The 12917-nt window shown below is 44.2% G+C and carries 12 protein-coding genes; 7 read left to right on the top strand and 5 right to left on the bottom strand.

The annotated features are described in order from the left end of the window. Positions 1-112: 112 nt before the first annotated feature. Positions 113-817, bottom strand: a complete 705-nt coding sequence (locus ABWP14_RS05385) for a transposase (RefSeq protein WP_353201951.1) — start codon at positions 815-817, stop codon at positions 113-115. A 12-nt stretch (positions 818-829) separates the two neighbouring features. Beyond that, the gene (locus ABWP14_RS05380; protein WP_353201950.1) at positions 830-3154 is read right to left on the bottom strand and encodes a penicillin-binding protein 1A; all 2325 of its coding nucleotides are present in this window, start codon (positions 3152-3154) and stop codon (positions 830-832) included. Between the two features lie 141 nt (positions 3155-3295). Between ABWP14_RS05380 and ABWP14_RS05375 the strand changes: the two genes are divergently transcribed. From ABWP14_RS05375 to aroB, 4 genes are all read left to right on the top strand, one after another. Continuing rightward, a complete protein-coding gene (locus ABWP14_RS05375; protein WP_353201949.1) occupies positions 3296-3988 on the top strand; it encodes a PilN family protein in 693 nt (230 codons plus the stop codon). Positions 3989-4101: 113 nt separating this feature from the next. After that, entirely contained in the window at positions 4102-5094 is a 993-nt protein-coding gene (locus ABWP14_RS05370) for a secretin GspD/PilQ domain-containing protein (protein ID WP_353201948.1), read from the top strand. A gap of 12 nt (positions 5095-5106) precedes the next feature. Then, positions 5107-5631, top strand: coding sequence for a shikimate kinase (locus ABWP14_RS05365; protein WP_353201947.1), 525 nt, complete (start codon positions 5107-5109; stop codon positions 5629-5631). 8 nt (positions 5632-5639) lie between these two features. Next, positions 5640-6722, top strand: a complete 1083-nt coding sequence (gene aroB / locus ABWP14_RS05360) for a 3-dehydroquinate synthase (RefSeq protein ID WP_353201946.1) — start codon at positions 5640-5642, stop codon at positions 6720-6722. A gap of 14 nt (positions 6723-6736) precedes the next feature. Here the strand turns inward: aroB and cyaY are convergent, their stop codons facing one another. Further along, positions 6737-7120, bottom strand: coding sequence for an iron donor protein CyaY (cyaY, locus tag ABWP14_RS05355; protein WP_353201945.1), 384 nt, complete (start codon positions 7118-7120; stop codon positions 6737-6739). Between the two features lie 231 nt (positions 7121-7351). On the opposite strand from cyaY, the gene lysA reads away from it, so the two are divergent. Further along, positions 7352-8650 carry a diaminopimelate decarboxylase gene (gene lysA, locus ABWP14_RS05345; protein ID WP_353201943.1) on the top strand — a complete coding sequence of 433 codons (1299 nt, stop codon included), beginning with the start codon at positions 7352-7354 and terminating at the stop codon, positions 8648-8650. Positions 8651-8717: 67 nt separating this feature from the next. Here the strand turns inward: lysA and ABWP14_RS05340 are convergent, their stop codons facing one another. After that, positions 8718-9443 (bottom strand): c-type cytochrome, encoded by a 726-nt coding sequence (locus ABWP14_RS05340; protein WP_353201942.1) that lies wholly within the window; start codon positions 9441-9443, stop codon positions 8718-8720. Between the two features lie 125 nt (positions 9444-9568). Between ABWP14_RS05340 and yihA the strand changes: the two genes are divergently transcribed. Both yihA and hemB read left to right on the top strand, forming a co-directional pair. After that, entirely contained in the window at positions 9569-10234 is a 666-nt protein-coding gene (yihA, locus tag ABWP14_RS05335) for a ribosome biogenesis GTP-binding protein YihA/YsxC (protein WP_353201941.1), read from the top strand. After that, positions 10218-11237 carry a porphobilinogen synthase gene (gene hemB / locus ABWP14_RS05330; protein ID WP_353201940.1) on the top strand — a complete coding sequence of 340 codons (1020 nt, stop codon included), beginning with the start codon at positions 10218-10220 and terminating at the stop codon, positions 11235-11237. The genes yihA and hemB overlap by 17 nt, the downstream gene beginning before the upstream one ends. 11 nt (positions 11238-11248) lie before the next feature. On the opposite strand, the gene dsbD is transcribed toward hemB, so the two are convergent. Beyond that, positions 11249-12910 carry a protein-disulfide reductase DsbD gene (gene dsbD / locus ABWP14_RS05325; protein WP_353201939.1) on the bottom strand — a complete coding sequence of 554 codons (1662 nt, stop codon included), beginning with the start codon at positions 12908-12910 and terminating at the stop codon, positions 11249-11251. Positions 12911-12917: the final 7 nt, after the last annotated feature.

Genomic DNA, 12917 nt, shown 5'->3' with positions numbered 1-12917 from the left:
AAATTAACTCTGTCCCATTTTTTTAGAGACTAACCAAAATGAGGACCATGAATAGGGACAGAGTCAGATTTCAGTTTGGAAAAAGGGGTGCTCAAGAAAGCCTACATTAGGCCTAAGTGGCTGAATTTAATGTATTTATTTTTCTTGGTCGCCCTCGTTGACGTATTTGGGCTATCTCTGGGCTGTCTTTAAAGATCTTTTTGGCGTAGATATCACTCACCCACGGTTTTGAGCGAAGCAAGGATTCAGTGATTTGCTTATCTTCCCAATGAGGTGCGCCTTCCTTAACAAAAGCAGCCCACCCCATTTGCCTCTCAAAAGGAGTATTACCTAATCGCCAAAAGTTCTCATGATCTACCAGCCATGGATCCGAATTTCCACCAATATGGGTCAAATAACTAGTCCAACCAGAATCCTGAGGGCTAGATTCATCTCCAGCCCTCACTGGATTGAGCTCAACATAACGCTGGCAACGCAGAAAATATTCTGGGTCTATCAAAGATGAACGGTAACGCCCCTCCCAAATTGTTCCTGACCGTTTATGTTGTTGATTAAAGTACTGCGCGTAACGCCTCCCTAAGGACTGCATTGTTTTGGCAAGCGAATCTTCTTCTTGTGGTGTCAATAAAAGATGTACATGATTTGGCATTAATGCGAAAGCATGGACTGCGCATCCAAAATGCTTGGCAGATTCCTGCAACCATCGCAAATAAATACGCCGATCGTCATCGGCAAAAAAAAGAGCTTCGCGATTATTTCCACGCACCATGACATGCATTACCTGTCCAGGTATTACAGTGCGAGCTTGCCGGGCCATGATCTGAGCGAACTACTTTAGTTCGCGAACGCCACCAGCGTTTGAGAACTCAGGAATAAACCAATCCCCGTCGACTTGTGTCACTCCACTAGGAACTTCGCGAGCTTCTTGTGGAAGGTTTCTCAAAGCAATGTCCATATACGAAATCCACATTGGTAGAGCAAGGCCACCACCAGTTTCGCGATCACCCAAGCTAGCAGGCTTATCAAAACCAATCCATGCCACGGCGGCTACCTTTGGGTTATAGCCGGCAAACCAGGCATCGTGAGACTCATTAGTAGTTCCAGTTTTTCCCGCAATATCGTTTCGACCAAGTTTGACTCGAGCCGATGCTGCTGTACCAGTCTTGGTAACTTCTTGCAGCATGCTATCCATCACGAAGGCAGTGCGCGCATCTAATACTCTGCTTGCATCCTCACGCTTTGCCTCAAATAAAACCGTGCCCTTAGAATCCATCATCTTGTCGATCAGAAATGGATCAACACGATACCCGCCATTTGCAAAAACGCTGTAAGCTGATGCCATTTGTAATGGTGTCACAGAGCCAGCACCAAGCGCCATTGTTAAATATGGTGGATGCTTTTCTGGTTCAAACCCAAAACGCTGAATATATTCTTGCGCATAAGATGGTCCAATCGCACGAATGATTCGCACAGAAACTAAATTCTTTGATTTTGCTAAGGCATTACGTAAACGCATCATGCCATCGTATTTGCTATCGTAGTTTTTGGGCTCCCATACCTGACTGCCAGTCTCCATACTGCCAATAGATAAAGGTGCATCATTGACAAGGGTGCTAGGAGAGAAGCCTTTTTCAATTGCAGCAGCATATATAAAGGGCTTGAATGATGATCCGGGTTGACGTAACGCCTGGGTAACATGATTAAACTGATTCCGACGGAAATCAAAGCCCCCAACCAAAGAAAGGATCGCGCCTGTTTCTGTATTCATAGAAACAAAGGCGGCCTCAACTTGAGGGAGTTGCGCCAATTTCCAAACTCCACCATCAGATAACAATCTGACAATCGCCCCAGGACGCAAACGCTTTTTAGGTTGTGCACTATCAGTGAGCGAAGCAGTAGCTAATTTCAAACCATCACCTTTAATCGCAATGACATCTCCTGAGGCAGTCATCACCTGCATTTCTTTAGGCTTCAAATCAAGCACTACGCCCGATTGCAAGTCATCTAATTGAGGGTAAGCTAACAAAGCCTCATCAATCGCACGCTGACGTTTAACGGAGTCTTCTGGAAGAGTAATAAAACCCTCTGGCCCTCGATAGGCATGTCGCAAGTCATATTCAAAAATTCCACGGCGGACTGCTCTATATGCAGCATCTTGGTCAGCTTTTAAAATAGTTGTGTAGACATCGATACCTTGTGAATAGATTGCCTCACCATATTGCGTAAAGAGCAATTGCCTCACCATTTCTGCAGGAAAATCTGCGCGCACACTAAATTCATTTCCTAAGCCACGAATATTTAGCTCTTCAGCCATCGCTTTTAGATAGTCCTCTTGCGAGATATAGGACAAATCACGCATGCGTTGCAAAATATATTCTTGACGAATTTTGGCGCGACGGAAATTGCTTACTGGGTTATATGCTGAAGGCGCCTTGGGCAAGCCTGCCAACATAGCAGATTCAGCAATGGTGATATCTTTTAGCTCTTTACCAAAATAAATTTGCGCGGCACTCGAGAATCCATAAGCTCTTTGACCCAAGAAAATTTGATTCATATAGATTTCTAGAATCTTATCTTTAGTCAGCTGTGCTTCTATTTCCCAAGATAAAAGTACCTCGTAAATCTTACGACTAAAAGTCTTTTCATTACTTAAAAAGAAATTGCGTGCCACTTGCATGGTGATGGTGGACGCACCTTGCGAAAGGTTACCTCGCAAATTTGTCAAAGCCGCCCTCAAGATGCCTACGTAATCAACTCCGCCGTGAGAATAAAAACGATCGTCCTCAATAGCCAGAATCGCATTACGCATACTTTGCGGAATCTCATTTAGGGGGATTACTTTTCGACGCTCTTCGCCAAACTCACCAATCAAAACCTTGTCTGCCGTGTATATACGTAAGGGCGTCTTAGGGTTGTAATCCGTTAAGGCAGAAATTTTGGGTAAGTTAGGCTTAGCAATTAAGAATGCATAGCCCATCAAAAGTGCCACCACCAACGCAAAGACCACCCCAATAATGAGTAAGGCCTTTATCAGTGGATTTCTGGATGACTTCCGAGGCAAAGGAGCTTGACCCCCATATTGACCACTACGTCTGTCTAGCTGACGGAAATTTCGCTGATTGATCGGCGGCTTGTCTTTTGGGGGGAGAGCCATATGCTCAAATTATAGGGTGCTTAAGTAAATATCCTAAAAGCGATCAAACCCCATCTTTTTAATTGCCAAAACGTGGTGTTCTGATACCAAATTAAGCATAGGCTGATATTTTTTTATTGCCAATGCTCAAAAAATATTGGTATGCCAGCAAGACATATCTCCTCCCAATCTTTTGATCATCTATTGAGTGAATTGGGGGATGACCCTGCTATTCCTGACCCCCATGGAATTCGCAAAACTACCCATCAAAAGAACATGGAATCCCAGACTCATGATCATTCAAATTCAAAGCCAATTTTCGAGGCCGTAGCTCGCCTTGATTACTTTAAGCACGCCAAAACATTCACTGCTTTTATAGCACTTGCAGGCCTCATAGGGGTCTTGTTATTTGGCGGATTAATTGCCTATGGTTCTATTAATCACCCTACCAGCGAAGATCTACAGGATTCTCAAAACCAAATTAGCGCACTACAAAAAGAGCTCACTTTATTGCGCAAAGAACTAGATGAAGAAGTAGGTGATCTCTATGAGGAAATAGAAATATTAGAAGTAAGTGTTCACTCATTAAAAGAAATAAAGCCTAAAATACAGACGATTTCAAGGCCAGCCCCACATCCTGGTGAGCAAGAAATACGTGCTTGGCGCTACTTGGGTAGCAGCCAAATGGGTGGCATGCAGCAGGCCTTATTTCAGGATGGCAAATCCCATGTGCTATTCCCAAAAGGCGCCCTGGTACTGGGTGAATGGCGCCTGACTCAGATTGAAAAAGACCTGGCAACACTCAGCCACCCACTAGGTAAATCTATCGTCCTTAAGCCGGTAAAAAGTGAATGATCCAAGCCCATAAAAAATTACTTTTTTTGATTCTTTTGCTCGCCCTATTCGCGACTTTGTTGGCGCGCCCTACACATTGTAATGAAGCCACGCAAAATTTAGTGAATGTCCCTGTGAGTCTTCATTTTTCTGAGATTGAGGTTTCTGAGCTCTTGCAGGTCTTAGCCAAAATGGGTAATACCAACTTCTTGCTGAGTGAGTCCATCACAGGGAAGATAACGGTTCACTTAAACAACACCCCCTGGCAGACTGCCCTGCACTCCATTTTAGCTAGTAGGGGTCTGCGCCTGATTCGAAATGGGGATATCTACTGGATTGGTCCTCATGCAGAAATTCAAGCCTTTCAAAAATTTCGGCGCGAAGATGCTGCTCTGCCATTTGGAGGCGACCACGTCAATAGTCCACGACAAATTTTGATTGAAGCTCGAATTGTTGAGGCTGATGAACGCTTTGCGCGTGAACTAGGCGTTAAATTGGGTGCGCAAGCAAATACCATCGGTGGCAATCCTGAGCAAACTATCGCCAGTAGTTTAGATTTAGGGGTTGCTGGCCTCAGCGGCTTTAACCCAGCAAGCTTTGCAGCAACACTGGTTTCGAAAAATGCGCAGCGCTTACTTCAACTAGAGCTCTCAGCATTAGAAACAAAAGGTCAGGGGAAAATTTTGTCCAACCCCCGCATCATGACCGGAGATCAAGTAAAAGCGACTATTGAACAAGGCACAGAGCTTCCTTATCAAACCACCTCACAGAATGGCAACAGACTTCAGTTCAGAAAGGCCAATCTACGCCTAGAAGTCCTCCCCAAAATTCATCCTGATGGAAAAATTTCAATGCTAGTTGGAATTAATAAAGACACTATTGGAATGAAAACAGAGCAGGGATACGCCATTGACACTAAAAGCTTAAGCTCAGAAGTAACCGTTGAAAATGGTGGTACAGCCATTATTGGCGGAATCTTTCAAACCACAGAGCGAGAGGACGAGGTCAAAATTCCTTTATTGGGCGATATTCCCTTTATTGGTCACTTATTTCGCCATAAATCCAAATTAAAAGATAAAACTGAGTTACTTGTCTTTCTAACACCTACCATTCTAGACAAACCCTAATAAAATCAGAGAGTGAACTCTTCAAGCAAAAATATTTTTCTCATTGGCCTTATGGGTGCGGGTAAATCGACCGTTGGAAAAGTATTAGCAAAAAAATTAGGGCGTCGTTTTTTAGATGCTGATCATGTCATTGAAGAAAGATGTGGAGTCAAGATACCGGTCATTTTTGAAATGGAAGGTGAAGAGGGCTTTCGAAAACGTGAAGCTCAAACTATTCGCGATATTACGGCGGAAGTAGACATCATCTTGGCAACTGGTGGTGGCGCAGTTCTTTTACCAGAAAACCGCAAAGCGCTCAGTGAGCGTGGCACAGTAATCTATCTTCATGCCAATCCTATTGAACTGTGGCATCGGACTAGGGGTGGCGATGGACGTCCCTTGCTGAAAAATGGTGATCCTAAAAAAATTCTAGAAGATTTATATACTATTCGCGATCCTCTTTACCGCGAAATCGCTGATCATGTGATTGAAACTGGTAAGCCAAGTGTTAATCAACTGGTCAACACTCTAATCATGCAACTTGAACTTTCCCATTAAAGACTATGATGAAAACACTTGAAGTTGATCTTGGTAGACGTAGTTATCCCATTTACATTGGCGCTAACTTAATTGATCAAACGGTCTTATTTAGCGCTTGCGAAAAAGCGACCTCGATCTATATTGTTACTAATACTACTGTTGCACCCTTATATGCAGAGCGTCTTACTAAAACCTTAGCCAGCTTTGGTAAGCCCGTTAGAACCATCGCATTACCAGATGGTGAATCATATAAAGACTGGAAAAACCTGCAGTTGATTTTTGATGACCTTCTCAAATTTGGAGCTGATCGCCAAACCATTCTTGTAGCCTTGGGTGGCGGCGTGATTGGAGACATGACGGGCTTTGCTGCTGCAAGTTTTATGCGAGGGGTACGTTTTATTCAAGTACCTACAAGCTTGCTGGCGCAAGTCGACTCTTCAGTGGGCGGTAAGACCGGCATCAATCATCCCCTTGGTAAAAATATGATCGGCGCTTTTCATCAACCGGTAGCAGTAGTTGCCGATCTGAGCACCTTAAAAACCTTACCTGCCCGTGAGCTTTCAGCAGGCCTTGCGGAAGTGATTAAGCATGGCGCGATTGCAGATGCCGTATTTTTAGATTGGATTGAAGCAAACACAGCTGCCTTGCTGGCATGCGATACCGAAGCTATGGCGCATGCCGTACTTCGTTCATGTGAAATTAAATCTGCGGTTGTATCTGCTGATGAGAGGGAAGGTGGCATTCGTGCTACTCTCAATTTTGGCCATACTTTTGGTCATGCGATTGAAGCAGGCATGGGTTATGGCGAGTGGTTGCATGGTGAAGCGGTGGGTTGTGGCATGGTGATGGGCGCTGACTTATCTTGCCGACTAAATCATATTAGTAAAGCCGATCTTGACCGTTTAAGGAAAATGATCCAGTCCATGAACCTACCAACAGAGGCTCCTAAATTTGGCGCCGCCAGGTATATGGAACTCATGCAGGTAGATAAAAAAACTGAAGGCGGTCAAATTCGCTACGTGATTCTGGAGAAGATTGGTAAGGCCCAAATTAAGAGCGTGCCTGATGCTCAGGTGCTAGAAACTCTACAAGCTACTGGTGCTGCTTAAATAAATACTGTGGCTTAATTCTTCTTGAGTGCAAAGGTGATGTCTTTACCTGCCTGAGCAGTAGCAAACTGGGATAAATCGCTTAATAGCTCGCGGCCTGTTTTGGTATCCAACCATAAGGGCTGATTCATGGTGCCCGCCCACCGATAGTGATAACCTCCGGATTTGGCAGCAACCCAAATCTCGTGTAGCGGTGGCTGTGTATTGATCACAATCACGCTTTTATCCCGAAAACGAATATTAATTACATTGCCCCCTTGACGCTCTAAATCTAGATCTAGATCGAGCTCTTCATCAGCTGCCTCTAGGGCCAATTCAATCGAGTGCAATAACTGGCTACCCTGCTCATGAAATTGCTTGTCATCAATAGCTTCAATACTCAAATTATTTGGATTCATATCTGTGTCCTGCATGCTATATTCAATCATTCGTTTTAGAGACATTCATGATAGCGATTATTAATAGAGTCCTTGGCATTAGCCTTCTAATATCCCTAATTGGGTGTGGGGTTAGGGGGCCTCTGATTTTGCCAATTATTCCACCGGTACCACCGGCGCCCACCGCACCCGAACCCAAAGGGATACTATATCCACCTCAGGCAAAAGAAGCCACTCAAACACCAACTAGCAATGACAAGTAAAGCCATCCCGCTGCCTCAATTATCTGGATTCACAGAACGTAACGGTAACTGGTATGCCGAGGAAGTGCTTTTAGCAGATTTAGCAAATGAGTTCGGCACCCCACTCTATGTATACAGCAGAAAAGCATTCACTGATGCATATCAGGCATATGATCGCGCCTGTATCGATGCAAATGGAAAGCGTCGAGCTCGTGTTCATTACGCCATGAAAGCGAATAGTAATTTAGCGGTAATTGATTGCTTGAAAAAACTTGGTGCAGGTTTTGACTTAGTCAGTGGCGGTGAATTAGCGCGCGCACTGGCTATTGGCGCAGATCCTAAAAGTCTTGTATTTGCAGGGGTCGGTAAATCAGCTACAGAAATCGCTCAAGCCTTAGATGCTGGTGTGAAATGTATTAATGTGGAGTCTATTGCTGAGCTTCATCAGATTAATCGTGTGGCTAGCAAACTCAATTGCCGTGCGCCGATTTCCTTGCGCGTGAATCCAGATGTTGACGCTCAAACGCATCCCTATATATCCACCGGGCTTAAAGGAAATAAATTTGGTATTGCGTATCACGAGGTGTTAAAGACCTATCGTGAGGCTGCACAACTTTCCCACATTGATGTTGTTGGAATTGATTGTCATATCGGTTCGCAAATCACCACAACTGCTCCTTATTTGGATGCACTCGATAAAGTTTTAGATTTAGTAGAAAGCCTAAAAAAAGAAGGTATCGTGATTCACCATCTTGATTTGGGAGGCGGTCTAGGCATTGCTTATAGCGATGAAACGCCACCCGATATTACGGAGTTCACCAACACGCTCTTAAATCGAGTGGCTGACAGAGGCTTTGGACATCTTGATATTGTTTTGGAACCAGGAAGATCGCTCATAGGCAATGCTGGTGTACTGCTAACAAAAGTGGAATACCTTAAGCCGGGCGCTGAAAAGAACTTTTGTATTGTTGATGCCGCCATGACTGAGCTCATGCGCCCCGCCTTATACGAGGCCCATCACGGCATCGTACCTGTAAAAACTAAATCAACTAAAGCAAGGACTTACGATGTGGTTGGTCCGGTATGCGAGTCTGGAGACTGGCTTGGTAGAGATCGCTCTCTTGCTGTTGAAGAAGGGGACATCTTGGCCATTCTTTCTGCTGGAGCATACGGTTTTGTAATGGCATCTAACTACAACACGCGCCCAAAGCCAGCTGAGATTATGGTGGATGGAAAAAATGTTTACGTCATTCGCAAACGCGAATATACGCAAGACTTATTTTCAAGTGAAATCGTTTTGCCAAAATAATTTCTAAGGCAATTTAGTCAATAAAAAACCCCGTTTATATAGCGGGGTTTTTGCTGGACAAATATAATTAACGTAAACCAGCGATGTAATCCGAAACTGCTTTCATTTCTTGATCAGAGAGCTTACTAGAAATCGTAGTCATTTGGCTGCTATTTTTACGAGTACCCTCACGGAAAGCTACTAACTGAGCGTTAGAGTATTCAGCCCATTGACCGCCTAAGCGTGGGTACTGAGATGGAATACCAACACCCGTTGGACTATGACAACCCGCACAAGCTGGTACACCCTTAGCGGCAATACCACCACGATAGATGCTTTGACCCAAAGCGATCGTATCTTTACTTTGGGCAACGCCTAATGATGGCTCTTGCTTGACCAAGAAAGCTGCAATATTGTTCATATCTTGTTCAGTCAAAGCAGCAGCCATACCCATCATGACTGCATTAGCACGTGTGCCATCTTTATAATTTCTTAATTGTTTAGCGGTATAGGCAGCATGTTGAGCAGACAACTTAGGCCATGAACCTACTGCACTTTGGCCTTTTGGACCATGGCAGGTAATACAGGCCACTACGCCCCGCGTTGCATCGCCAGCTGAATATAAGGTCTCACCAACAGCCGCATCAACCTTTGGCTTACCTGGAACCACAGCCTTAGTATCGGCCATAGGAGCTGCAGGAGCAGGATCGGCGGCAATCGCAAGACCAGAAATACTAGTGAGAGCACAAATAGTGAGAGCCGCAAAACTAGCACGTAAGCTAGTTAATTTGGAGATTTGAGGGGTTTGAAGCATTATGTTTACCTTGGCAAAGATTCCTAAAAGTATTTGGGCCCTGCATTTACAATTTTTCACCCAAAACTATGAAATATTTCATGAATTAGTATGATTTTACAATAGCTTCAGAATAGCTTCAGGACATGTCTAAACTCTTTCAAGCCCGATTTGCGACTACAGTCAATGACACCCATTGCCTGCCCGCCACCCCGCTATGTGAGGTGGCCTTTGCTGGTCGCTCAAATGCTGGAAAATCTAGCGCCATCAATGTCCTCTGCAACCAAAAACGGCTTGCTTTTGCCAGTAAAACGCCTGGGCGTACTCAACATATCAATTATTTCGGCCTTTTCTCCAAGGATGATCTTTTAGCCTATTTAGTGGACTTACCGGGCTATGGCTATGCTGCCGTCAACCGCGAGACCAAATACCACTGGAATGCTCTGCTGAGCGATTATTTACAAGAACGTGAGCAGCTAGTTGGGATGGTCCTCATTGTTGATGCTAGGCGCGGCATTACGGATTTAGATGAACAAATGATTCAGTGGTTTGTGCCCACTGGCAAGCCCATTCATATTTTGTTAAGTAAGTGTGACAAACTCAATAAAAGTGAGTGTAAACACGTCCTAGAGGCCGTCAGAAAGCAACTTCAGCAATATGACCCAGCTTTACCGGGTGGCTCGGGAGATTCTCAGCAACTTACGGCACAATTATTCTCAAGCACTAAACGTATCGGCCTTGAAGAGGCTGATAATTTAATAATTAAATGGTTATTTGAAGCAGAGACCCGTCAAGATGAAATCACCAACTAATTCTGTAATACATTTCCCAGAACATCGTCCTCGTCGTATGCGAAGGCATGATTGGTCACGCCGCCTCATGCAAGAGAATGCTCTCTCTGTAAATGATTTGATCTATCCCGTTTTTATACTTGAAGGTCAAGGCAAATCCGAAGCGGTTGTTTCTATGCCTGGTATCAATCGCGTTTCCTTGGATTTACTTTTCCCCGTTGCCCAAGAATGTGTTGACCTTGGCATCCCGGTCCTAGCACTTTTTCCGGTGATTGATGCTTCATTAAAAGCTCCCGACGGCAAAGAAGCTTTTAATCCAAATGGATTAATCCCAACTGCTGTTCGAGAACTTAAAAAACGATTCCCTAACTTAGGCATCATGACTGATGTGGCACTTGATCCATATACAAGTCATGGCCAAGATGGCATCCTAGATGAACAAGGTCGCATTTTGAATGATGAGACCACTCTCATCTTGGTACAACAAGCCATTGCTCAAGCCCAAGCTGGTGTAGACATTGTTGCGCCATCAGACATGATGGATGGTCGTATCGGAAAAATTCGTAATGCACTAGAGCAAAAGAATTTAATTCATACCCGCATCATGGCATATTCAGCTAAATATGCATCAGCATTCTATGGCCCATTTAGAGATGCAGTAGGTTCTGCCAAGAACCTTGGTAAAGCTGATAAAAAAACCTACCAAATGGATTTCGCCAATACTGACGAGGCTTTGCGGGAGGTTGCCCTAGATATTAATGAGGGCGCAGATATGGTGATGGTCAAGCCTGGAATGCCTTATTTAGACGTTGTTCGGCGCGTGAAAGAAGAGTTCAATTTCCCAACTTATGCCTATCAAGTGAGCGGTGAATATGCCATGCTTAAGGCGGCAGCCCAAAATGGTTGGCTTGATCATGATGCTGTGATGATGGAGTCTCTTGTCGCCTTTAAACGCGCCGGCGCAAATGGTGTTCTCACTTACTTTGCACTTGAAGCAGCGCGCTTAATTAAAGCAACTAAATAACGATTCTGAGCTTACTTATTTACTTGCTTTAAGCGTTCAATAAAACGTTGCGGTGGCATATAACCAACCACACGTAGGTTTTGTTGCTCTTGTGAATCTAGATTAAAAATCAAAATTCCGGGTGGGCCATATAAGCCAAAACGTTTTAATAAGGCTTGATTTTCAGCACTGTTTTTAGTCACGTCAACCTGAAGTAATATAAATTGCTTAAGCTCCTGACTGACTTCAGGATTGGCAAATGTATTGATTTCCATTTCCTTACAACTGATGCACCAGTCTGCATAAAAATCTAAGAGCACGAATTTTTTTGCTTCTTTTGCTTTGCTTAGCTCTACTTCAAGTTGTGCTATCGATTGAGTCAATATAAAAGACAGGTCGCCTACTTGATGCACGCGCTGACCATTCACTATTTTTAAAGAGCTGGCAATATCGTTTTTTTGTAACAAGGGTGATGCGATCCAAGCGGCGGTAGCTACCAATAAAACCCCCAAGGTACGTTGTAACCAAATCATCCAGATACCGGTAGAGGGAATCAGAATCCTTGCCTCAATTGCAATAAAGAGTAGCGGCAAACCCATCCCTAATGCCATTACAAAGAGAAGGCCTGCGCCTAAACTCATAGAACCTGTTTGAGCAATAAAGGCTAAAACCCCAGCCAAGGGGGCTGTAATACAAGGGCTTGCCACCAAAGTAGAGATGCCCCCTAAAGCAAAAGCACCAAATACACTGCCGCCTTTTTGGCGGCCTGCCAGCCTATCTACCTGCTGATGCCATGAATGAGGCAATCTCAGCTCATATAGTCCGAATAAACTGCCAGATAGGATTAACAGTAATATGGCAAAGCTAGCCAGGGCAATAGGGCTTTGAAGTGCCCTTTGTACACTACCGCCAAGAGCCGCCATCAGGAGACCAGCCAAGGCATATACCAAGGCCATACCTAATACATAAGAAAAAGCTAAAGCACTAGCACGGGCCTTGGATACCGTTTTACCGCCTTGGGACCCAAAAATAACGCTCGATAAAATTGGTAGCATGGGTAAAACACACGGCGTGAATGTCAAAGCAAGCCCTAAAATAAAGAAGGCCAAGAATAGATAAGTAGTAGAGGTGCCCTCTAAAAATCGACTAATTGCATTAACATCATCGCGCTCTCGCCATAAATTTGCCAGGCTAAATTCTTTATTACTTGTTGGCGTTACAACACCGTCAAGTAACTCTGGTAAGGGGGCAGCTTTGACGCCAGGGCCTGCAAGTAAAAATTTCAGGGTCATGGGTGGGTAGCATATCCCTGCCTCTGCGCACCCTTGAAGGGTTACCTCAAGATGAATAGGCTTACTCGGCTCAGGCTTTACTTCAATTAAAACCATAAACGTTTGCTTATATACCTGCATCTTTTTCTGAAAAGTTTCATCGAACTTTTCTATGCCGATTGGTAATGTGGGCTTGATACTGCCTAGCTTGCCAAGCTCTGAACCAGCCTCAAATTTAAGTGATTCTTGATAGATGTAATAACCCTTGCTTGGAAGAAATTCAATTTCAATCTGATTAGATTTTTCTAGCCAATTTGCTTCTACCTTAAATGCTTTTTCAGGCGGTAAGAAGACTTGCGCAGGCAATACTTGCGACAATAGCAGCGCAAGTATTACAAAAATCTTTTTCAAAAAGGATGGCATTCTCATG

Source organism: Polynucleobacter sp. (assembly GCF_040400325.1).
GTDB lineage: Bacteria > Pseudomonadota > Gammaproteobacteria > Burkholderiales > Burkholderiaceae > Polynucleobacter.
Note: the sequence above shows the minus strand (reverse complement) of the source record. Positions and strands in the feature narration are given on the sequence as shown.

Coding starts and splice junctions, on each gene's coding strand:
- cyaY (WP_353201945.1), bottom strand. CDS start 7,120: ATGAATCCAAATAATTTGAGTATTGAAGCTATTGATGACAAGCAATTT.
- ABWP14_RS05380 (WP_353201950.1), bottom strand. CDS start 3,154: ATGGCTCTCCCCCCAAAAGACAAGCCGCCGATCAATCAGCGAAATTTC.
- hemB (WP_353201940.1), top strand. CDS start 10,218: ATGAAATCACCAACTAATTCTGTAATACATTTCCCAGAACATCGTCCT.
- yihA (WP_353201941.1), top strand. CDS start 9,569: ATGTCTAAACTCTTTCAAGCCCGATTTGCGACTACAGTCAATGACACC.
- ABWP14_RS05375 (WP_353201949.1), top strand. CDS start 3,296: ATGCCAGCAAGACATATCTCCTCCCAATCTTTTGATCATCTATTGAGT.
- ABWP14_RS05385 (WP_353201951.1), bottom strand. CDS start 817: ATGGCCCGGCAAGCTCGCACTGTAATACCTGGACAGGTAATGCATGTC.
- aroB (WP_353201946.1), top strand. CDS start 5,640: ATGAAAACACTTGAAGTTGATCTTGGTAGACGTAGTTATCCCATTTAC.
- lysA (WP_353201943.1), top strand. CDS start 7,352: ATGACAAGTAAAGCCATCCCGCTGCCTCAATTATCTGGATTCACAGAA.
- dsbD (WP_353201939.1), bottom strand. CDS start 12,910: ATGCCATCCTTTTTGAAAAAGATTTTTGTAATACTTGCGCTGCTATTG.
- ABWP14_RS05340 (WP_353201942.1), bottom strand. CDS start 9,443: ATGCTTCAAACCCCTCAAATCTCCAAATTAACTAGCTTACGTGCTAGT.